Consider the following 20,382-nt stretch of genomic DNA (forward strand, 5'->3'; position numbering starts at 1 on the left):
CGCGGACCGGGTTTTCGGCGGCCGCCGCACGATGACGCCGCGCGGCCGTGCGGCCTTGTCGGCGGCCCGCCTCTCCGTGGGGAGGGCGGCGTCAGCCGTGCCCGTGCGCGGGCCTTGCCGATGCCGGTCGGCGGCCGGTGCCCGCGGGCGGCCGTACGCGGCGAAGTGCCACGACGGCCGCGCCGTACGCGGCGGCTACGCCTCCTTCGCGGCAAGTGCCTCCACGAGCGCGGGCGTCACCTGCTCCACCTGCCACGGCCGCGCACCGTATCCGGCGAGCGCACCGCTCACCGACTCGGCGTCGGCCGACTTCGGCGGCTCCCAGCAGAGCCGCCGTACGGTGTCGGGCGCGATCAGATTCTCCTGGGGCATGCCGAGCCGTTCGGCCACCGCCGAGACGGCGGCCCGCGCGGCGGAGAGCCGAGCCGCGGCGGCCGGATCCTTGTCGGCCCAGGCCCGAGGCGGCGGCGGCCCGGTCACGGGCTGCCCCGGCTGCGGCAGCCGCGTGTCCGGCAGGGCGTTCGCACGGTCCACCGCGGCCTGCCACTGCTCCAGCTGGCGCCGTCCCATCCGGTGCCCGAACCCGTTCAGTCCCGCGAGCGCGTGCGCGTTCACCGGCAGGGCCAGCGCCGCCTCGACGATCGCGGTGTCGCCGAGCACCTTTCCGGGTGACACGTCACGCCGCTGGGCGATCCGGTCCCGGGTCTCCCACAGCTCCCGCACCACGGCGAGCTGCCGCCGCCGGCGCACCTTGTGCATGCCGGACGTGCGTCGCCAGGGATCCTTGCGGGGCTCGGCCGGCGGAGCGGACGCGATCGCGTCGAACTCCTGCCGGGCCCATTCCAGCTTGCCCTGCCGGTCCAGCTCCTTCTCCAGGCAGTCCCGCAGGTCGACGAGCAGCTCGACGTCCAGGGCCGCGTACCGCAGCCAGGGCTCGGGCAGCGGCCGGGTCGACCAGTCGACGGCCGAGTGCCCCTTTTCGAGTACGTATCCGAGCACGCTCTCGACCATCGCGCCGAGGCCGACCCGGGGGAACCCGGCGAGCCGGCCGGCCAGTTCGGTGTCGAACAGGCGGCTGGGGACCATGCCTATCTCACGGAGGCAGGGCAGATCCTGGGTGGCCGCGTGCAGCACCCACTCCACGCCGGACAGTGCCTCGCCGAGGCCCGACAGGTCGGGACAGGCGACGGGGTCGATCAGCGCGCTCCCGGCACCTTCGCGACGCAGCTGCACCAGGTAGGCGCGCTGGCCGTAGCGGTAGCCGGAGGCGCGCTCGGCGTCCACGGCGACCGGGCCGGAGCCCGCGGCGAACGCGGCGACCACCTCGGCCAGCGAGGCCTCGTCGGCGATCACCGGCGGAACGCCCTCACGCGGGGCGAGCAGAGGGATCGGCGCCTCCGTCGCAGAAGATACGCCGTCGTCCGGAGGGGTCCCCCCGGTGGTGCGCAGTGGCATGTCTGCTGCGGTCTCTTGGGCGTCGGTCACCTGTCAAGGGTATCTGTGCGTGGACAGCGCCCGTCGACGTAACGTTCCGTCGACGGGCGTCAGGGGGTCGTAAACCAGTCAGGTCGGTGAAACATCCCGTTCACGTGAGTGAACGGCCACCATGCTCCGGGGCGGTCCTCCAGCCGGTTCAGTGGATGATTCCGGTGCGCAGGGCCACCGCGACCATCCCGGCCCGGTCGCCCGTGCCGAGCTTGCGCGCGATCCGGGCGAGGTGGCTCTTGACGGTCAGTGCGGACAGGCCCATCGAGACGCCGATCGCCTTGTTCGACTGGCCCTCCGCGACCAGCCGCAGCACCTCGACCTCGCGGCCGGACAGCTCGCGGTAGCCACCCGGGTGGCTCGGGGAACCCGGGGGGCGGCGGTGCATACGGGCGGCGGTGGCGCCGATGGGGGAGGTGCCCGGCCGGGTGGGGAGCCCGATGTTGGTCCGGGTGCCGGTGACGACATAGCCCTTGACCCCGCCGGCCAGGGCGTTGCGCACGGCGCCGATGTCGTCGGCGGCGGACAGTGCCAGCCCGTTCGGCCAGCCGGCGGCACGGGTCTCGGAAAGGAGGGTCAGGCCGGAACCGTCCGGGAGGTGGACGTCGGCGACGCAGATGTCACGGGGGTTGCCGATGCGGGGACGAGCCTCCGCGATGGACGAGGCCTCGATGACATCGCGCACACCGAGCGCCCACAGATGGCGGGTGACGGTGGAGCGGACGCGCGGGTCGGCCACGACCACCATGGCGGTCGGCTTGTTCGGGCGGTAGGCGACCAGGCTTGCGGGCTGCTCTAGGAGAACGGACACCAGGCCTCCTGGGGTGCGGGAAGGGGCCGGCTCTGGGGATGAAGCCGGGACGAACCGTGCTTTCAAGGTCACAGTCGTCTTCGGCACCAAACCCGTCCGCCTTTAGGGAATGATCACGATCTAGTGAGTAACAATCCGTGCAATTCGGACACGCGATCGATCACCCGAAGATCGAGTCGGTTCGACCGGTGGCGATTACGAGACTGAAAGTGGCCGTATCGACAAAGAGATGGTCAACGAGATGATGATCAACCGGGGGACGGCGAAAGCGGCGGCGAGGGGTCAGCGGGACTGCGGTCCCCGGCGCTGCGGCAGGGTCACCACCGACGCGTCGCCGGGCGCGGCCGGAGGCAGGCCGGCGACCTGGGCCAGCAGATCGCACCAGGAGGCCAGGTGGGCCGCCGTGTCCGGTACCCCGCCCAGGCCCTCGCGAGGCGTCCAGGAGGCGCGGATCTCGATCTGCGAGGCGGCCGGGCGTTCGGACAGCCCGCCGAAGTAGTGCGAACTCGCGCGCGTGACCGTGCCGCTCGGCTCGCCGTACGACAGCCCACGCGCCTGGAGCGCCCCGGTCAGCCACGACCAGCACACCTCGGGCAGCAGCGGATCCGCCGCCATCTCCGGCTCCAGCTCGGCACGCACCAGCGTCACCAGCCGGAAGGTGCCGTGCCAGGCGTCGTGCCCGGCCGGGTCGTGCAGCAGCACCAGGCGCCCGTCGGCGAGGTCCTGGTCGCCGTCGACGATCGCGGCCTCCAGGGCGTACGAGAACGGGGCGAGCCGCTGCGGCGGCGGTGTCGGCTCCACCTCGACCTGCGGCCGCAGCCGTGCGCCCCTGAGCGCCTCGACCGCGGCCCGGAAGGCGGGCGGAGCCGTGTTGCCCGTATGCCGCTCCGCCTCCCCCTTGTCCTTCGCGTCGTCCATTCCGCCAGCGCCGTCCGACAGTCGTCCCTGAGCCGCAGCCATGCGGGGAAGATTAAGGGGAAGCGGGGCTTCGCGCAGGGAGAGACACCACCTAAGGCACCACCCGAGGTGCCGCACAGGGCGCGGCCACGGCGGCTCCGGGGGCGTGCGAGACTTGCCGTCGTGAGTGCGAACGGAAGCCCCACGGGCCAGCAGCCGACAGCGACGTACGACAGTGCCTTCCTGAAGGCGTGCAGGCGTGAACCCGTGCCGCACACCCCCGTGTGGTTCATGCGCCAGGCCGGACGCTCGCTGCCGGAGTACCTCAAGGTGCGCCAGGGCATCCCCATGCTGGAGTCCTGCACGCGGCCCGAGCTGGTCACCGAGATCACGCTCCAGCCCGTGCGCCGGCACAACGTGGACGCGGCGATCTACTACAGCGACATCGTCGTCCCGCTCAAGGCCATCGGTGTCGACCTGGACATCAAGCCCGGCGTCGGCCCGGTCGTCGAGCACCCGATCCGCACCCGCGCCGACCTCGCCCAGCTCCGTGACCTCACGCCCGAGGACGTCTCGTACGTCACCGAGGCGATCGGCCTGCTCACCCAGGAGCTGGGTTCGACCCCGCTGATCGGCTTCGCCGGCGCCCCGTTCACCCTTGCGAGCTACCTCGTCGAGGGCGGCCCCTCACGCACGTACGAGAACGCCAAGGCGATGATGTACGGCGACCCCGAGCTCTGGGCCGACCTGCTCGACCGCCTCGCCGACATCACGGCCGCGTTCCTCAAGGTGCAGATCGAGGCCGGCGCCTCCGCCGTCCAGCTCTTCGACTCCTGGGCGGGCGCGCTCGCCCCCGCCGACTACCGCCGCTCGGTGCTGCCCGCCTCCGCGAAGGTCTTCGACGCGGTCTCCGGGTACGGCGTCCCCCGCATCCACTTCGGTGTCGGCACCGGCGAGCTGCTCCGGCTCATGGGCGAGGCCGGCGCGGACGTCGTCGGAGTCGACTACCGCGTCCCGCTCGACGAGGCCGCCCGCCGGATCGGCCCCGGCAAGGCGCTGCAGGGCAACCTCGACCCGACGGTCCTGTTCGCCGGCAAGGACGTGGTGGAGACCAAGGCGCGCGAGGTGCTCGACGCGGCCGCCGGCCTGGAGGGGCACGTCTTCAACCTCGGCCACGGCGTGATGCCGTCCACCGACCCGGACGCGCTCACCCGGCTCGTGGAGTACGTCCACACGCAGACCGCCCGCTGATTCACCACGTCTGCCGGGTCCGCGCCTGTCTGCCGAACAGCAGGCGGGGCGGCTCCGGCGGCGGTGGGGTGCCCGGACGCAGGGGCAGCGCGAGCAGCATGCCCGCGACAAAACCCACGACGTGCGCCGAGTACGCCACCGTCCCGGCGCCGGACACGCCGTGACCCGACGAGTACACCGCCTGCAGTGCGAACCAGAAGCCCAGCACCAGCCAGGCGGGCAGCCGCAGCGGCAGGAAGACCAGGAACGGCACCAGGACCCAGACCCTGGCCCTCGGGAACAGCACCAGATAGGCGCCCAGGACCCCGGCGATCGCCCCTGACGCGCCGATCAGCGGGTCTCCCGAGCCGTCGTTGAGCAGCGCGAAGCCGTAACCGGCCGCGTAGCCGCAGAAGACGTAGAAGAGCACGTACCGGATGTGGCCCATCCGGTCCTCGACGTTGTTGCCGAAGATCAGCAGGAAGAGCATGTTGCCCAGCAGGTGCAGCCAGCTGCCGTGCAGGAACATCGCCGTGAAGACCGACAGTTCGGGCGACTTGTCGTAGGCCGGCGGCCCCGCCACGCACCCCGGGCCGTGCGGGCCGACCCCCACGGCCCCGGTCGGGACCAGCCGGGGCAGCTGATGGTGGATCAGCTCTCTGGGCACCGCCGCGTAGTGCTCCATGAACGCCTGCAGATGACACAGTTGAGCCAGATCGCTGCCGCCCGCCACGGAACCGGTGACACCGGGCGTCGCGACGAAGACGAGGACGTTGGCGGCGATGAGCGCATACGTCACCCAAGGGGTGCGGCGCACCGGATTCACGTCATGGACGGGGATCACCACACAGAAGTACTGCCCCCGATACGGCGGTCGAACCGGTGAACACGGCCCGCCACGCGCGCGTATCACTCCTCAACCGACGTGAGGATCAGGCGATGAACGAGCGAGTTACTCTTCCCATGCATGCTCTGCCCGACGGCGAGGCGGAACTGTCCCTTGTCGTACGTCTCCCCTGGGAGGACGTGGCCCGGCTCGGCCAGGAGGCCGGGCGGCTCGCCGCGCAGATGCAGCGGCCGGTGACGCTCGACGAGGCCGTGAGCAACCGGCTGCGCTCCACGAGGCCGTCCGCCGCCCACGCGAAGCCCGCGGGGGAGCAGCCCGCGGCCGTGTCGTCCGCCCCGGGCGTGACCTCCCTGCCGAGGATCAGCGGGACGGCCTAGGCCGTCCCGCCCGCTCCGTCGGACGGGCCCTGGACAGTCCCCGCGCGGACCTTCGCCGCCGCCTTTCTCGCCGCCACCAGCACCGGGTCCCACACCGGCGAGAACGGCGGGGCGTAGCCCAGGTCCAGGGCCGTCATCTGTTCCACCGTCATGCCCGCGGTGAGGGCCACCGCGGCGATGTCGACCCGCTTCGCCGCGCCCTCCCGGCCGACGATCTGCACGCCGAGCAGCCGTCCCGTGCGGTGTTCGGCCAGCATCTTCACCGTCATGGGGGAGGCGCCGGGGTAGTAGCCCGCGCGGCTGGTCGACTCGATGACGACCGTCTCGAAGCGCAGTCCCACCCGGCGCGCGTCCTTCTCGCGCAGACCGGTGCGGGCGATCTCCAGGTCGCAGACCTTGCTCACCGCCGTGCCGACCACGCCCGGGAAGGTGGCGTAACCGCCCCCGACGTTGGTGCCGATGATCTGGCCGTGCTTGTTGGCGTGGGTGCCCAGGGCGATGTGCCGTTCCTGGCCGGAGACCAGGTCGAGGACCTCGACGCAGTCGCCGCCGGCCCAGATGTTCTCGTGGCCGCGCACCCGCATCGCGAGGTCGGTGAGCAGGCCGTGGTGGTGGCCGAGGGGCAGGCCCGCCGCCTTCGCGAGGGTGGTCTCGGGGCGCACGCCGATGCCCAGCACCACCACGTCCGCCGGATACTCCGCGTCCTGCGTGGCCACCGCCCGCACCCGGCCGTCCTGCCCGGTGAGGGCCTTGGTGACCGCGGCGTCGTCGACCATGGTGATGCCCAGGTCCTCCATGGCCTTGTGCACCAGGCGGCCCATGTCGGGGTCGAGCGTGGACATGGGCTCGCTGCCGCGGTTGACGACCGTCACCTCATAGCCCCGGTTGATGAGAGCCTCGGCCATCTCGACGCCGATGTAACCCGCGCCGACCACCACCGCGCGCGCCGGTTCGCTGCCGCCACGCGTGCGTGCCAGGGAGTCCAGCAGGTCCTGGCCGTCGTCGAGGGTCTGCACACCGTGGACACCGGGGGCGTCGGCGCCCGGCATGTCCGGGCGGATCGGGCGGGCGCCGGTCGCGATCACGAGCTTGTCGTACGACGTCCAGGACTCGGCGCCGGAATCGACGTCACGCGCGCGTACCCGCTGCCGCTCCACGTCGATCTCCGTGACCTCGGTACGCAGACGCAGGTCGATCCCGCGCGCCCGGTGCTCCTCGGGCGTGCGCGCGATCAGCTGATCCCGTCCGGCGACGTCGCCGCCCACCCAGTACGGGATCCCGCACGCCGAGTACGAGGTGAAGTGGCCGCGCTCGAACGCCACGATCTCCAGCTCGCCCGGCCCGCGCATACGCCGCGCCTGCGAGGCCGCCGACATCCCCGCGGCGTCACCGCCGATCACGACCAACCGCTCCGCTGTGCCCCGTCCACCGCTCATGCCCATGTGAACACGCTACGGGGACGGGGCATTTCAGTCGCGTTCAGCCCTCCTCGCCGGGGGTCGCGCGGTGTGCCCTGCGGGGGCGTACGACCCGCAGCCACAGCACCAGGAGCAGTCCCGCCGGCACGGCGAACGGCAGCACCGCACCCAGGGCGAGGGCGATCCAGCGCAGCATCGTGACGAACACGTGCCAGCCGCCGGACACCGCGTCCGCGAAGTCCGGGTCGTCGTCCTTCGCGGCCTTCTTCACCGGCGTCTCGGACAGCGACAGGGTGATCGTGGCCAGGCTCGTCCGGTCCTTCAGGGACGCCTGCCGCGCCAGCAGCGCCTCCAGGTCGGACTCGCGGCTGCTCAACTCCCCTTCCAGGGTGACCACGTCACTGAGCTTGGCCGCCTTGTCCATCAGCTCGCGGACCCGGGCGACACTGGCCCGCTGCGAGCGGATGCGGCTCTCCACGTCCACCACCTGGTCGGTGACGTCCTGCGCCTTGGTGCTCCGGTCGATCAGCTTGCCGGTGCCCTGGAGGTCGGTGAGGACCTCGTCGTACTTGTCGGTGGGCACGCGCAGGACGACGCGGGTGCGCTCGTGGCCCCGGGGGTCCCGGCTGGTGCTCTCCTTGCCGACGTAGCCGCCCGCGTTCTCGGCGGTGGCGCGGGCCTCGTCCAGCGCCTTGGGCACGTCCTTGACCTGCACGGTGAGGGAGGCGGTGCGGATGATGCGGTTCGCGGTGAGCTCGGGCGCCTTGGCCCCAGAGCCCTTCTCCGAGCCGGCGGCGTACTCCGCGGCACCCCGCTGGGGCGCGCTTCCCGCGGCGGCCTTGGAGTCGCTGCTCGCGCCGCCGGAGGAGTCCGAGGCGCTGCAGCCCGCGAGCCCGAGCGTGGTGGCGAGCAGGAGTCCGGCCAGAGCCTGGGCCGGTCGTACGGAACGTCGTGTGCGCATGCGGTGGTACCCCCGAGGGCCGTGACTGATGACGCTCCTTCGACGCCGGGGCGGGCCGGGACGTTTGGCCGGGACGGTCCCGATGAGGTCACGGTCGGGACTCGAAAGGGCCGCATGGCCCTGGCGGGAGTGTCAGCGGCGTCTGAGAAGGTGGAGCCATGAGCGGATCAGGCACGGGAACGGATCATGTCGTCGTCATCGGGGCCGGCATCGCGGGGCTGGCCGCCGCGCACAGACTGCTCGGGCGCGGGATGCGCGTGACCGTCCTGGAGGCCTCGGAGCGGGTCGGCGGAAAGCTGCTGCCCGGGGAGATCGCGGGCGTCCGGGTCGACCTGGGCGCCGAGTCGATGCTGGCGCGCCGGCCCGAGGCGGTCACCCTCGCGCGCGAGGTGGGCCTGAGCGGCGGGCTCCGGCCGCCGGCCACCGCGGCGGCCTCGATCTGGACCCGCGGCGCCCTGCGCCCCATGCCCAAGGGACATGTGATGGGCGTACCGGGCACCGCCGCCGCCCTCGCCGGCGTCCTGTCGGACGAGGGCCTCGCCCGCATCGAGCGCGACGCCGACCTGCCCCGCACGGAGGTCGGCGACGACGTGGCGGTCGGCGAGTACGTGGCGGCCCGCCTCGGCCACGAGGTCGTCGACCGCCTGGTCGAGCCTCTCCTGGGCGGTGTCTACGCGGGCGACGCGTACCGCATCTCGATGCGCTCGGCGGTCCCGCAGCTCTTCGAGGCCGCGCGGACCCATGACTCGCTGACCGAAGCCGTCCGGGAGATCCAGGCCAGAGCCGCCGCGAGCGGGCAGAGCGGCCCGGTGTTCATGGGCATCGAGGGCGGCGTGGGCCAACTGCCGCTCGCGGTGGCGGAGTCGGTGCGGGCCCGCGGCGGCGAGATCCTGACCGGGACGCCGGTGACGGAGCTGCGCCGGGAGGCGCCGGAGGGCTGGCGGGTGGTCGCCGGTGACCGGGTGCTGCCCGCCGACGCGGTGGTCGTCGCCGTGCCCGCCCCGGTCGCGGCCGGGCTGTTGGGCGCCGAGTCCCCCGCGGCCGCCGCCGAGCTGCGCACGATCGAGTACGCCTCCATGGCCCTGGTCACCCTCGCCTACCGCCGCGCCGGCCTCGCCCTGCCCGAGGGCAGCGGCTTCCTGGTGCCGCCGGTGGACGGCCGCACGATCAAGGCGTCGACCTTCGCCTCCCAGAAGTGGGGCTGGATCGCCGACGAGGACCCGGACGTGCTGGTGCTGCGCACCTCCGTCGGACGGTACGGCGAGACGGAGATCCTCGGCCGCGAGGACGCCGACCTCGTCGCCATCTCCCGGGGCGACCTGCGCGAGGCCATCGGCCTGGACGCCGAGCCCCTGGAGACCCGCGTCACCCGGTGGGACGACGGCCTGCCGCAGTACCCGGTCGGCCACCACGCGCGCGTGGCCCGCGTCCGTGAGCAGGTCGCCAAGCTGCCGGGCCTGGTGGTCTGCGGCGCACAGTACGACGGCGTCGGCATCCCGGCCTGCATCGCGAGCGCGTACGCGGCGGTGGACCTGCTGGGCGGCGATCTGCGCGGTGTGCAGGAGCTCACCGCCAACCCGGTGCAGAGTCTGCACGGAGGAGCAGGAGAATAAGGGACATGAGTGACGACGCCCCCACCACCGAGACCGGCAGGATCCCGAACAAGGGCAAGCTGGCCAAGGACCTCAACGAGGTCATCCGTTACACGCTGTGGTCCGTCTTCAAGCTGAAGGACGTGCTGCCCGAGGACCGCGCGGGTTACGCCGACGAGGTCCAGGAGCTGTTCGACCAGCTCGCCGCCAAGGACGTGACGATCCGCGGCACGTACGACCTGTCCGGTCTGCGCGCCGACGCCGACCTCATGATCTGGTGGCACGCCGAGACCAGCGACCAGCTGCAGGAGGCGTACAGCCTCTTCCGCCGCACCAGGCTGGGCCGCGCCCTGGAGCCGGTCTGGTCGAACATGGCGCTGCACCGGCCGGCCGAGTTCAACCGCTCGCACATCCCGGCGTTCCTCGCCGACGAGACGCCGCGCGACTACGTCAGCGTCTACCCCTTCGTGCGCTCCTACGACTGGTACCTGCTGCCCGACGAGGACCGCCGCCGCATGCTCGCCGACCACGGCAAGATGGCCCGCGGCTACCCGGACGTGCGCGCCAACACGGTCGCCTCGTTCTCCCTCGGCGACTACGAGTGGATCCTCGCCTTCGAGGCCAACGAGCTCCACCGCATCGTCGACCTCATGCGCCACCTGCGCGCCTCCGAGGCCCGCATGCACGTCCGCGAGGAGATCCCGTTCTTCACGGGCCGCCGCAAGGACATTGCCGAACTGGTGGCGGGGCTCGCGTAGGGCAGCGCCCTGAAGGGGCGCGGGGCGGTATCGACATGCGGCTCCGCCGCGATGGGGGTCCCCCCCGTTCGAGCGAAGCCGAGAACTTGGGGGAGCGACCAGCCACGACGGTCCCGCGGACGACGCACCGGACTTCCAGCGGAGCGCTCAGCGCTGGTCGGCCTTTCCCTTCAGGGAGTCCCTCACGGACTGCTTCCGGGAGCGGCCGGCCGGCGCCTCCGGCTTCGGTTCCGGGTGACCTTCGCAGGCCGCCGCGCGCCGCGTCGGGAGCCGGCCCTCCAGCAGGTAGGCGTCCAGGTGGGCGTTGACGCACCGGTTCGGCCCGCCCGCGACGCCGTGCGTGCCGGAGTCCCGCTCGGTCACCAGCACCGAGCCGGCCAGCCGCCGGTTCATCTCCAGGGCGCCGTCGTAGGGCGTGGCCGCGTCCCGCTCGGCGGCCATGATGAGCACCGGCGGCAGCTCACCGGGCCCGGTCCGCACGTCCAGCGGCCGCTGCCGGGGCGCGGGCCAGTAGGCGCACGGCAGGTTCATCCACGCGTTGTCCCAGGTCTCGAAGGGCGCGACGCGCGCAAGCCTCGTGTTGTCGCGGTCCCACACCTTCCAGTCCGTCGGCCAGGAGGCGTCGTTGCACTCCACGGCCGTGTACACGGCGTTCGCGTTCTCGGCCTCGGCGGCCGCCCCGGTGGCCGGCCCGGCGACGCGGACCAGCGGCTTCGGGTCGCCCTTCAGATACGCCGAGAGCGCCGCGGCGCGGCTCGGCCAGAAGTCGTCGTAGTACCCGGCCGTCAGGAACGCGCCCTGCAGCTGCCCCGGCCCGACCTCGCCACCCGCCGGCTTCGCGGCCAGCCGCGTCCGCGCACTGTCGTAGGTGCGCTGCACCTTCTCGGCCGTGTCACCGAGCCCGTACACGTCGTCGTGCCGGGCCATCCACTCGCGGAAGTCGGTCCAGCGGCTCTCGAACGCGGCCGACTGCTCCAGGTTGTCGCGGTACCAGATCTGCGCCGGGTCCGGGTTCACGACCGAGTCCAGCACCATCCGCCGTACGTGCGAGGGGAACAGCGTCGCGTACACGGCCCCGAAGTAGGTGCCGTACGACGCGCCCATGAAGGTCAGCTTCGGCTCGTCCAGCGCGGCGCGCAGGACGTCCAGGTCACGAGCGTTGTTGAGCGAGTTGTAGTACCGCAGTCCGCTTCCGGACCGCTTGGCGCAGCCGCGTGCGTACGCCTTCGCCTCGGCGATGCGCTTCTTCTTGTACGACTCCGAGGGGTGCGTCGGCGACTGCGAGGGCCCCTTGAAGAAGCGCTTGGGATCCTGGCAGGACAGCGGCGCCGAACGCTCCACCCCGCGCGGGGCGTAGCCGATGAGGTCGTACGCGGCCGCGATCCGCTTCCACTCCGGCACCATGCCGACCAGCGGGAAGTACATGCCGGAGGCGCCGGGACCGCCCGGGTTGTAGACGAGGGCGCCCTGACGGGGCACCTTCCGCTTGCTGTTGTGCGGGTCCTTGTGGGTGGCGAGGGCCCGGCTCACGGTCAGCGTGATCTGCTTGCCGTCGGGATGCGCGTAGTCCAGCGGGACGCGCACCGTGCCGCACTCCAGGTTGTCCGGGGCGTTCTGTTCGGCGGGGCACTTCCCGAAGGCGATGCCTTCCACCTGGGCGCGCGCGACGGCGACCGCGGTGCCGCGCTGCTCCGCCACCGCTCCGGGGCCGCCCGGAGCCCCCGGCGCACTGTCGGCCGGGGCGGCGGCGAGGGTGGTCACAAGCAAGGACCCGGCGGCCGTGTAGAGGGCGGCAGCTCGCATGGCGTATCCCTTCGGTGCGCGGCAGCACTGGCACTGCGGCAACAAAAGGGATAATTCGTTCGGCCGTTGGCGAAGGCAAGCACCGCCCCGGCGGTGTCGGCGTCAATGCCCCCTATGCGCCCGTCCGATGCGCTCACTCACGCCAGGGCTGCTCGCGGTGGGCGAAGGCCGCGCGCAGCTCCGGTTCGCCGATCGCGCGGATTCCGCGTACGGCCACGGAGGTGAGATAGGTGCGGTCGTCACCGGCACCGGTCGCGCGCCGGGGCAGGGCGCCGAGCAGCCGCTGCCCGGCCGGGGAGGCCCAGCGCGAGTACGGGTGCACCTCGACCCGGGCGATGGCGAGGCAGCTCAGGGTCAGGGCGAGGGGAAGCGCGAACCAGGCGGCGACCAGGTTGCGCGGCATCTCGGTCTGAGCCGGCATCAGCAGCGCGGTCGTGCCCAGAGCGACGACGGCCAGCGCGGCGACCCGGACCTGCCGGACCCCGGCCGCCACGGTCGTACGGGCCCCGTCGGGTACCGCGAGCCCCGCCCGGACCAGCCCGTCGGCGAGGCTGCGCACGGCGTCGGCGCCCGCCGCGGCGGAGCGCACCGGCTCGATGCGGGACTGGCCCTCCGGTCCTATGGCCCCTATGACGGACCGCTCCATGTCGTCCCGGCCCCGCGGGTCGACGACGGTCGCCCAGCCGGTGTGCGCGAGCAGCAGCCGCCGCTGACGCGCCATCGAGACCATGGTGAGGTCGGCGACCCGCGCGGGTCCGCCCGACAGGAACGCCGCCTCGTACAGCGTCAGATCGTGTCCCCGGCTCGCGCTCGCGTCTTCCGCGTCAACGGCCGCCGCGCGTACGGCGGCCAGACACAGTCGCGTGCACGCGGTGCCGGCGACGGCCCAGGCCAGCAGCAGGAGAAGGACCCAGAACATGACGTGTTTCTATGCCAGGGGCCTGGGAAACGCCATGCCCTTTTCACCATCCGGACGGAGTGTTGCCGGTACGTGACGTTCCGCTTCTCACACAGGTCAGGAGCCGTTCGTCGGCGGTGGGCCGGAGACGGCCGGCGGGAGCGAGTAGGTGACCGAGGACGAGGGGGTGGCCGACGGCGAGGGGGTGACCGGGACCGCCTGGGCCGGGTCGACGGTCGGCACGGGGGAGGGGGAGGCCGAGGGGCTCGTGGTGGCCGCCAGGTTCTGGGCCAGGGAGGTGAAGTCCACGTATCCCGTGGCCTCCAGGACCCTGATGTGGTCCAGGACGGTGCTGTTGGCGTCGTCGGCGAGATCGCGCACGAGCGAGTTCTGGGTACCGGCCCTGACCTGGGCGACGACGGAGAACACCCGGCCATGGGCGAGCCGCAGGATGTTGGCGAACTCGCGGTCGAAGTCCTGCCCCTGCGCCCCGCCCAGGGTGGCGAGCCACTGCTTCTGCTGCTCGTTGGGCTCGTTGGGCAGGGGCAGGCCGAGCCGGGTGGCGACCATGCGGACGTGCGCGTCCAGGGACGTGTGCCCGGCGACGAGGTGCTCTCCGGCCGTCCGTACGGCCTGGGTGGTGCCCTTCTCCTCGGCCAGCTGCCCGGCGGGCAGCTCCCACAGCCCGGCCAGCCGGACCTTGGTGACGAAGTCCCGGTCCAGTGCGGACAGCCGGCCGTACTGTGTCAGCACGGTCTGGGCGCTGAGCGTGTCGGCGTCGGCCGCCCCGGGCGGGCCGCTGTACGAGAAGATCGGGTAGAGCAGCGCCGCCGCGGTCGCCGCCAGGCCCGTGATGATGAGCCCGGTGCCGCTGAATATGCCTCGGCCCTTGATCGGGGGTCGTGGTCGCATGGTGCCTCCTGCTTACGGCACCGCACGCCAGTGAGGGTCGGATGGGTGCGGGGTTGGCCATATTACTGCTGAGTTCAGGCCAATTTACTGCGGGGTTCGAGCCAACCACCGTACGGGCGAGGGGACATGGAGTGATGAAACGCGCCAAAAAGGGCGCAGATGTTACGGCTGTCACCCCTTCCGCAGCAGCACCCTCCGCGCGGCCCGGGCGACCCGCACCACCGGCCGCCGGGACCGGGGCACCGGCCCCGACCGTTCCAGCCACCACTCCCGCAGCTCCCGCCGCACGTCCGCGTCCTCGATCCGCCCCGCGAACAGCAGATGTCCCGCGAAGTCCAGGGCGTCGCGCCGGTAGCCATCGGTCATCGGGTGCCCGTGGGCGTAGTCGAGGAACGCCGTCCGGTACCCGTCCCCCAGGATCTCCGGCAGCTCGGGCGCGACCTTCGCCACCACGCCCGCCCGCTTCGCGGCCAGCGCCCGCGCCTGCACCCCCATCCGCACCCGGTCGAACCCCTCGGGCACGGGCGTCCCGGCGACCAGCGAGGACAGGACCGCGGTCTGCGTGAGCGCGAGCCGCTCCCGGGTGCCGTCGGCGGGGGCCCGCAGGGGTGCGGGGCGGACCTCCGGCGAGGTGCCGGAAACCGAGCGCATCGCACGCCCTTCGGCCACGGCGTCCCGGATCGCCCCCAGCTCCCGCTCCAGCTCGCCGGGCTCGGGAAAGTTCTCGTCCCGCTCCAGCAGCACCCCGGGCGGCGCGACCCGCGAGGCGAGGTCGGTCAGGATGCCGAGGACCGGCCGCGGGACGGGGTGGGCGTGACTGTCGTGCCAGACGCCGCCGCGCTCGAAGCCGCCCGCGACATGGACGTAGGCGATCGCCTCCAGCGGCAGCTCGGCGAGCGCCTTGGCCGGGTCCTCGCCCCGGTTGACGTGGTTCGTGTGCAGGTTCGCCACGTCGATGAGCAGCCGCACCCCGGTCCGGTCCGCCAGCTCGTACAGGAACTGCCCCTCGGTCAGCTCCTCGCCGGGCCACGAGATCAGCGCGGCGATGTTCTCGACGGCGAGCGGCACGGGCAGCGCCTCCTGCGCGACGCGCACGTTCTCGCACAGCACGTCGAGGGCGTCCCGGGTGCGGGGCACCGGCAGCAGGTGGCCCGCCTCCAGGCGGGGGGAGGCCGTCAGCGGCCCGCCCGCCCGGACGAACGCGATGTGCTCGGTGACCAGTGGCGCACCCAGCGCCGCCGCCCGCTCGGCGAGGGCGGTCAGCCGCCCCTCGTCGGGCCGGTCCGCGCCGCCGAGGCCGAGCGAGACACCGTGCGGCACCACGGTCACCCCGCGCTCCCGCAGCCGCAGCAGCGACTCGGGCAGATGCCCGGGGCACACGTTCTCCGCCACGACCTCCACCCAGTCGATGCCGGGCATGCGCTCCACGGCGTCCGCGATCTCCGGCCGCCAGCCGATCCCCGTCCCCAGTCGCCGCATGGCCCTTCCCCCTCCTTCGCGTGACGGGGGTATCGCCCCGGCGCCCGGCCCCGAACCCCGCATCGCGCACTTTCAGAGCAATATTTGAGGTTCGCGACCGGGCCCCGGGACTTTCAGGCCCGTACCGGCCATCGCTCCGGCTCCCGGCCCAGCAGCCGCAGTGTCTCCTCCAGCGGCCCGGACCCCTCCGGTACGGCCAGGGCCGGGGCGAAGGCGAACCCCGGGCCGCGGCCGGCCGGATCGACCGGGACCCGCCGGGCCACGGCGAGCGCCGCTCCGAGGACGTCGTCGGGCAGTTCCAGGTCCACGCCCAGGGCCGCCGCGACGTCCCAGGCATGCACCACGTAGTCGACGAAGTGAAAGCCGATGGCCCGCCTCCCCGGGAAACCCCTGCCCAGCTCCGGCAACGCGAACTCCCGCTCCGTCACGCCGGGTCCGGCGAAGGACGCGAGCACGGCCGTGGCGGCCACCCGGTGCACGCGCGCCGGCTCGCGCATGTCCTCCGGCTCCCGCCAGTACTCCGGGTCAAGGCCCGCCCCGCGGGCGGCCGCCGCGAACCCGTGGTGCTGCGCGGTCATGTGCGCGGTGAGGCGCCGCAGGGTCCACCCCGCGCACGGGGTGTCCCGTTCCCAGTCGGTCTCCTTCGCCAGTCCCAGCACTCGCAGGGACTCGTAGACGGCGATCCGGTCCAGCTCCACGATGTCCGTTCCCGTGACAGTCATGAGCCGAGCATAAAATTGTGCGAACGATCGTGCTAGTTGTTTGCCTCGCGCCTCCAACGGGCGGGCGGATCAGTCCACTTGGGGAACAGGCACACCATCTGCCGCCGCACCGCGCAACCGGCTCGCGATGCCCACCCGGGCCCGGCGATAGGCGGTCTCCTCGTCGTGCAGCACCGAGACGGCGTTGGCGGTCTCCATCAACGCCACCAGCTCGAAGGCCAGTTGGGGAACGTCGGTGTCGGGGCGCAGCTCACCGCCCGTACGGGCCTCGTCGATCGTGCGCTCCACCAGGGCCGTCCACTCCCGCTGGGCCCGTACCACCGCGTCGTGCACCGGCCCGGACCGCGCGTCGAACTCGGCGATGACCCCGTAGAAGAAGCAGCCGCCCGGAAAGACCCGCCCCCGCGAGTACTCCAGCCACAGCTCGCACAGCCGCCACACCCGCCCGACCCCTGTCCGGACCTCGGCCGCCGGCCGGATCACCCGCTCGGTGAAGATCCGGCCCGCCTCGCGCACGGTCGCGAGCTGAAGTTCCTGCTTGGATCCGAAGAGCGCGAACACCCCGCTCTTGCTGAGCTCCAACTCGGTCGCGAGCCGTCCGACGGACAGTGCCTCCAGCCCCTCGACCGAGGCGATGTCGACCGTGCGGCGCAGCACCAACTTCCGCGTCCTGTTGCCCCGTTCGACCCGCCCGTCGAGCCGGGTCATCTCCGCAGCCCCTGGCGCAGCGCCGGGTGATCGGCGACGACGGTGCACGAGCCCGGCGCGATCTCCGTGAAGCCCGCGTCACGCACCAACGGCAGTCCGCTGCCGGTGAGCCGGCCCCACTCGGCGGGGTCCGCGGTGCGTACGGCGAGCGGGAAGCCCGCGTCACGCCAGGCGGCCCGCTCCTCGTCGGACAGCTCCCACCAGGCGAGCTGGGCACCGTGCCCGGCCTGGGCCATCGCCTTGCCGGCCGACATGTCGAGGTCCGGGCTCATCCACAGCACGGGGTGCGCGGGGTCGGGACCGGCCGGCGGCTCCGGGTCGTCGAGGTCGGTGCCGGAGACCTGGAGCTTCGCCAGGTCCTTGGGCCAGCCGTCCAGCGGAACGGGCGGGAAGACCCGTACCTCCGCCGACTTGCCGGTCACCGTGATCCCGGGCAGCGCCTCCGCCCGCCGCCACTCGGCGCCACGGGCCCGCCGGACGACCTTCCGTATCCGGGCGTCCTGCCAGTCCCGCACGGCCTGGGCCCACTCCCCGTCCCCGAGCGCACGCTCGTCACTGAGCAGCACCAGCACGGAACGCGCGGCGGTCTCCAGCGCGTCTGTACGGGCGGGCGGGGCACTCCGTTCGATCCGCGCGACCAGAGGCAGCACGAACTGCGGTGCCTCGTCACGCACACTGCGTTCGGAACGGAAAGGGCTGTCACCGAGGGATGTCGAATCGTGGCTCACAGCAGACAACCCTACGGCCGGACCAAAATAGCCCCATGCGACGTGATCTTCTGCTGGCCCGCGTAGGCCGCCGCTACGGCATACGCGGCCCCTGGGTGTTACGAGGCATCGACCTCACCATCACCCCTGGCACCCTCACCCGGGTGGAAGGTGCCAACGGCACCGGCAAGTCCACCCTGCTCCGCCTCCTCGCCGGCCTGGACGCCCCCACGGAGGGCCGGATCACCGGCCGCCCCCGCACGGCGTACGTCCCGGAGAGGTTTCCCTCGGCGCTCCCCTTCACCGCCGCCGGCTACCTCACCCATCTCGGCACGGTGCACGGACTCTCCCGCCGGACGGCGGCCCGCGCCGCCGCCGAATGGCTGGACCGCTTCGGCGCCGCCGCCCACGCCGGCACACCGATGGCCCAGCTGTCGAAGGGCAGCAGCCAGAAGGTCGCGGTGGCGCAGGCGCTGCTCGCGGAGCCGGAGCTGCTCGTGCTGGACGAGGCCTGGACCGGCCTGGACGTCGCGGCCCGCGCGGAACTGGAGCGTGCGGTCGCCGAGCGCACCGCCGCCGGATGCGCCGTGGTGTTCGTCGACCACGACCCGCGCCGCCTCGCGGGGGCGCCCGACGCGACGTACGCGGTCGTCGAGGGCGGCCTCGACCGCCGTACCGGAGCGGAGGATCCGCCGGGCGGCCCGCACACCGTCGTCACCGTGCAGGGACCGCCGGGCGGACAGCTGCCCCCCGACGTCACACGGACGGTCGGCTCCGCCGCGGAGACCGCGCCCGGCACACACCGGCTCACCGTCCCCGCGTCCCACTCCGACGTCCTGCTCCGCGCCCTGCTCACGGCCCGCCCGCCCTGGCACGTGGTCAGCCTGCACCCGGGCGACACACCTCCCGCGACACCCCCCGACATACCCGCCGACACCGAAGGCCGCCCATGACCGCACTCCTGCGCTACCAGGCCGCACTCCTCGTACGCTCCCAGCGCTGGCTGCCGCCGGTCATCCTGTACGCGGTCTTCCTGGGGGTCGGCGTGCAGAGCGGCCAGCCGGTGCTCGACTCGCTCGGCTACACGGCGGCGGCCCTGCTGCCCGTCGCCGCCTGGCTGGTGCGGATCGGCGTCACCGGCGAGCCGCCCGCGGCCCGCGCCTGCGTCGCCGCCGCGACCGGACCGGCCAAGGCCCACCTGGCCGGTCTCCTGGCGGCGCTCCTCGCGTCGGCGGCACTCGGCACCGTGGCCGCCCTGGCCGTGACCCTGATCAGCGACCCGGTGACCAACGGCCACCGGGCCCACGTCCCGCCGCTCCAGGCGGGTGCGGCCGGAGTCCTGGCCGCCCTCGCGTGCGCGCTGCTGGGCTCGGCCGTCGGCGCGCTCACGAACTGGCCGCTGCTGCGCTCGCCCGGCCGGGCGGTGCCCGCGATGCTGCTGGCCGCGCTGCTGTCGGTGGTCGTCGCGGGCTCCCCGGCACAGGCGGCGGTGAGCGGCCTGGTCACCGGCTCGGAGTCCGGGCGGGTCCCGGTGCCGCTGCTGCCCCTGGCCGCGGCGGCCCTGCTGACCGCCGCGGCGTTCGCCACGGCCTGCGCGCTCACCAGCCGCCGGTCACCCTGAGCAGGCGGTGCGCTGAGCCTCCTGCCATTCACATCGGGGGCACAGCGTGATGCCCTTGTAGGACTCGGGATACTCCGTCGGCTTCCGGCACAGCACGCACTCCGCGTACGGCGGCCCGTCCGCGACCGGCGGCTGCGCGGCGTCGATGATCGTGCAGTAGTCCTCGTCGCTCATGCCTTCAGCGTAGGCCGGTCACCGGTGCCTGCCGGTCTCCCCGATCAGCTCGGACACCTTCACGAACCGGAAGCCCCGCTTGCGCAGCTCCGGCACGACCGCGCGCACCACCCGCTCCGTCGTCGGGGCGGCGCTGCGGGTGCAGTGCATGACGACGACCGACCCGGACTTCACCCCGTCCAGCACCTGCCGGGTGACGGCGTCGGCGTCCTTCGCGAACGCGTCCCCGCTCACCACGTCCCACTGCACGGCGGTGACGCCCACGCCGCTCAGCGCGCGCAGCGCCTTGTGGTCGTAGCAGCCGCCGGGGAAGCGGAAGTACGGCATGGGGCGCGGCACGCCCGCCTTGCGGATGGCGGCGTACGCACGCTCCACTTCCGCCCGCATCTGGTCCGCGGCGACGGTGGGCAGCCCGTAGCAGTCACCGGTGAAGGCGTAGTGGCTGTAGGAGTGGTTGGCGACCTCGAACAGCGCGTCGCGGCCGATGGCGCGAGCCTCGGCCGGGTACTCGTCGGCCCACCGGCCGGTCATGAAGACGGTGGCCGGGACCTTGAGCGCGCGGAGCGCGGCGATGAGCCCCGGGTTGTCGAAGTGCTCGCCCGCGGCCGCTCGGGGCCCCTCGTCGGCCGTCATGTCGGCGTCGAAGGTGAGGGCGACAGTCTTGTCCGGCGTGCGCGGGCCGTTCGTGAAGACCGGGGTGAGGCCGCCGGGGCCGGGGGCGAGCGTGGGCGGCTTCGAGGCGGCGGGGGCGGGGCGGGCGGAGGCCGGGTGTGCGGTGTGCGGAGCGCCCGCGGTACCGCAGGCGGCCAGGGCGGCGCTCAGGGCGCAGACGGCGGTAACACGTCGTACAAGAGTGAACACCGTATGAAGATATGAGCATAAATATGGCAATTCGCTCGACGCGCCCCGCCGGTCGTACCGGAGTCACCCGCCCGGCCGCCTGCCCGACAGCCCTCCCGGCTGCGCGCCCGCCCCTCCGGCA

Annotated in this window: 21 protein-coding genes; 6 read left to right on the top strand and 15 right to left on the bottom strand. The window is 73.0% G+C overall.

Going from position 1 to position 20,382, the window contains the following annotated elements; translation table 11 throughout:
• Window positions 1-195: 195 nt before the first annotated feature.
• From ACIPSA_RS43460 to ACIPSA_RS43470, 3 genes are all read right to left on the bottom strand, one after another.
• Window positions 196-1,485 carry an HRDC domain-containing protein gene (locus ACIPSA_RS43460; RefSeq protein WP_402645690.1) on the bottom strand — a complete coding sequence of 430 codons (1,290 nt, stop codon included), beginning with the start codon at window positions 1,483-1,485 and terminating at the stop codon, window positions 196-198.
• 148 nt (window positions 1,486-1,633) lie between these two features.
• Window positions 1,634-2,296, bottom strand: coding sequence for a response regulator transcription factor (locus tag ACIPSA_RS43465; protein ID WP_263213751.1), 663 nt, complete (start codon window positions 2,294-2,296; stop codon window positions 1,634-1,636).
• Window positions 2,297-2,578: 282 nt separating this feature from the next.
• Window positions 2,579-3,256 carry a DUF3000 domain-containing protein gene (locus ACIPSA_RS43470; RefSeq protein ID WP_402645694.1) on the bottom strand — a complete coding sequence of 226 codons (678 nt, stop codon included), beginning with the start codon at window positions 3,254-3,256 and terminating at the stop codon, window positions 2,579-2,581.
• A 120-nt stretch (window positions 3,257-3,376) separates the two neighbouring features.
• Here ACIPSA_RS43470 and hemE point away from each other — a divergent pair, with 120 nt between their 5' ends.
• A complete protein-coding gene (gene hemE, locus ACIPSA_RS43475) occupies window positions 3,377-4,444 on the top strand; it encodes a uroporphyrinogen decarboxylase (RefSeq protein WP_402645697.1) in 1,068 nt (355 codons plus the stop codon).
• Between the two features lies 1 nt (window position 4,445).
• Here the strand turns inward: hemE and ACIPSA_RS43480 are convergent, their stop codons facing one another.
• Window positions 4,446-5,270, bottom strand: a complete 825-nt coding sequence (locus tag ACIPSA_RS43480) for a rhomboid family intramembrane serine protease (protein ID WP_402645699.1) — start codon at window positions 5,268-5,270, stop codon at window positions 4,446-4,448.
• A 92-nt stretch (window positions 5,271-5,362) separates the two neighbouring features.
• Between ACIPSA_RS43480 and ACIPSA_RS43485 the strand changes: the two genes are divergently transcribed.
• A complete protein-coding gene (locus tag ACIPSA_RS43485) occupies window positions 5,363-5,647 on the top strand; it encodes a hypothetical protein (RefSeq protein WP_402645701.1) in 285 nt (94 codons plus the stop codon).
• Here ACIPSA_RS43485 and ACIPSA_RS43490 read toward each other — a convergent pair.
• Complete coding sequence (locus ACIPSA_RS43490) at window positions 5,644-7,089, bottom strand: FAD-dependent oxidoreductase (protein ID WP_402645704.1); 1,446 nt, start codon at window positions 7,087-7,089, stop codon at window positions 5,644-5,646. The two genes, ACIPSA_RS43485 and ACIPSA_RS43490, sit on opposite strands and share 4 nt — an antisense overlap.
• 37 nt (window positions 7,090-7,126) lie before the next feature.
• The gene (locus ACIPSA_RS43495; protein WP_402645707.1) at window positions 7,127-8,026 is read right to left on the bottom strand and encodes a DUF4349 domain-containing protein; all 900 of its coding nucleotides are present in this window, start codon (window positions 8,024-8,026) and stop codon (window positions 7,127-7,129) included.
• A 158-nt stretch (window positions 8,027-8,184) separates the two neighbouring features.
• Here ACIPSA_RS43495 and hemG point away from each other — a divergent pair, with 158 nt between their 5' ends.
• Window positions 8,185-9,639 (top strand): protoporphyrinogen oxidase, encoded by a 1,455-nt coding sequence (gene hemG, locus ACIPSA_RS43500; protein WP_402645710.1) that lies wholly within the window; start codon window positions 8,185-8,187, stop codon window positions 9,637-9,639.
• A 5-nt stretch (window positions 9,640-9,644) separates the two neighbouring features.
• Window positions 9,645-10,376: a hydrogen peroxide-dependent heme synthase gene (gene hemQ / locus ACIPSA_RS43505; RefSeq protein WP_402645714.1), complete on the top strand. Its 732-nt coding sequence runs from the start codon at window positions 9,645-9,647 to the stop codon at window positions 10,374-10,376.
• A 147-nt stretch (window positions 10,377-10,523) separates the two neighbouring features.
• Here the strand turns inward: hemQ and ACIPSA_RS43510 are convergent, their stop codons facing one another.
• The 7 genes from ACIPSA_RS43510 to ACIPSA_RS43540 form a co-directional block, all read right to left on the bottom strand.
• Entirely contained in the window at window positions 10,524-12,179 is a 1,656-nt protein-coding gene (locus ACIPSA_RS43510) for an alpha/beta hydrolase (RefSeq protein ID WP_402645716.1), read from the bottom strand.
• Between the two features lie 133 nt (window positions 12,180-12,312).
• On the bottom strand, window positions 12,313-13,098 hold the full coding sequence (locus tag ACIPSA_RS43515) for a TIGR04222 domain-containing membrane protein (protein WP_402645719.1): 786 nt from the start codon (window positions 13,096-13,098) through the stop codon (window positions 12,313-12,315).
• Window positions 13,099-13,194: 96 nt separating this feature from the next.
• Window positions 13,195-13,989, bottom strand: a complete 795-nt coding sequence (locus ACIPSA_RS43520) for a DUF4142 domain-containing protein (protein WP_402645722.1) — start codon at window positions 13,987-13,989, stop codon at window positions 13,195-13,197.
• A 171-nt stretch (window positions 13,990-14,160) separates the two neighbouring features.
• Window positions 14,161-15,468, bottom strand: coding sequence for a DUF692 domain-containing protein (locus tag ACIPSA_RS43525; RefSeq protein ID WP_402645725.1), 1,308 nt, complete (start codon window positions 15,466-15,468; stop codon window positions 14,161-14,163).
• A 113-nt stretch (window positions 15,469-15,581) separates the two neighbouring features.
• Window positions 15,582-16,190: a TIGR03086 family metal-binding protein gene (locus ACIPSA_RS43530; protein WP_402645727.1), complete on the bottom strand. Its 609-nt coding sequence runs from the start codon at window positions 16,188-16,190 to the stop codon at window positions 15,582-15,584.
• Window positions 16,191-16,259: 69 nt separating this feature from the next.
• A complete protein-coding gene (locus ACIPSA_RS43535) occupies window positions 16,260-16,898 on the bottom strand; it encodes a TetR/AcrR family transcriptional regulator (RefSeq protein ID WP_402645729.1) in 639 nt (212 codons plus the stop codon).
• Window positions 16,895-17,626, bottom strand: coding sequence for an aminoacyl-tRNA hydrolase (locus tag ACIPSA_RS43540; protein WP_402645731.1), 732 nt, complete (start codon window positions 17,624-17,626; stop codon window positions 16,895-16,897). Before ACIPSA_RS43540 ends, ACIPSA_RS43535 begins: the two co-directional genes overlap by 4 nt.
• A gap of 35 nt (window positions 17,627-17,661) precedes the next feature.
• Here ACIPSA_RS43540 and ACIPSA_RS43545 point away from each other — a divergent pair, with 35 nt between their 5' ends.
• The gene (locus tag ACIPSA_RS43545) at window positions 17,662-18,558 is read left to right on the top strand and encodes an ATP-binding cassette domain-containing protein (RefSeq protein WP_402645734.1); all 897 of its coding nucleotides are present in this window, start codon (window positions 17,662-17,664) and stop codon (window positions 18,556-18,558) included.
• Complete coding sequence (locus tag ACIPSA_RS43550) at window positions 18,555-19,226, top strand: ABC transporter (RefSeq protein ID WP_402645736.1); 672 nt, start codon at window positions 18,555-18,557, stop codon at window positions 19,224-19,226. The genes ACIPSA_RS43545 and ACIPSA_RS43550 overlap by 4 nt, the downstream gene beginning before the upstream one ends.
• Here the strand turns inward: ACIPSA_RS43550 and ACIPSA_RS43555 are convergent.
• Together ACIPSA_RS43555 and ACIPSA_RS43560 are read right to left on the bottom strand one after the other, a co-directional pair.
• Complete coding sequence (locus ACIPSA_RS43555; protein WP_402645739.1) at window positions 19,218-19,400, bottom strand: hypothetical protein; 183 nt, start codon at window positions 19,398-19,400, stop codon at window positions 19,218-19,220. The genes ACIPSA_RS43550 and ACIPSA_RS43555 overlap by 9 nt on opposite strands.
• Window positions 19,401-19,418: 18 nt before the next feature.
• Window positions 19,419-20,261 carry a polysaccharide deacetylase family protein gene (locus ACIPSA_RS43560; RefSeq protein WP_402645741.1) on the bottom strand — a complete coding sequence of 281 codons (843 nt, stop codon included), beginning with the start codon at window positions 20,259-20,261 and terminating at the stop codon, window positions 19,419-19,421.
• Window positions 20,262-20,382: the final 121 nt, after the last annotated feature.

Source organism: Streptomyces sp. NPDC086549, from assembly GCF_044746205.1.
Lineage (GTDB): Bacteria > Actinomycetota > Actinomycetes > Streptomycetales > Streptomycetaceae > Streptomyces.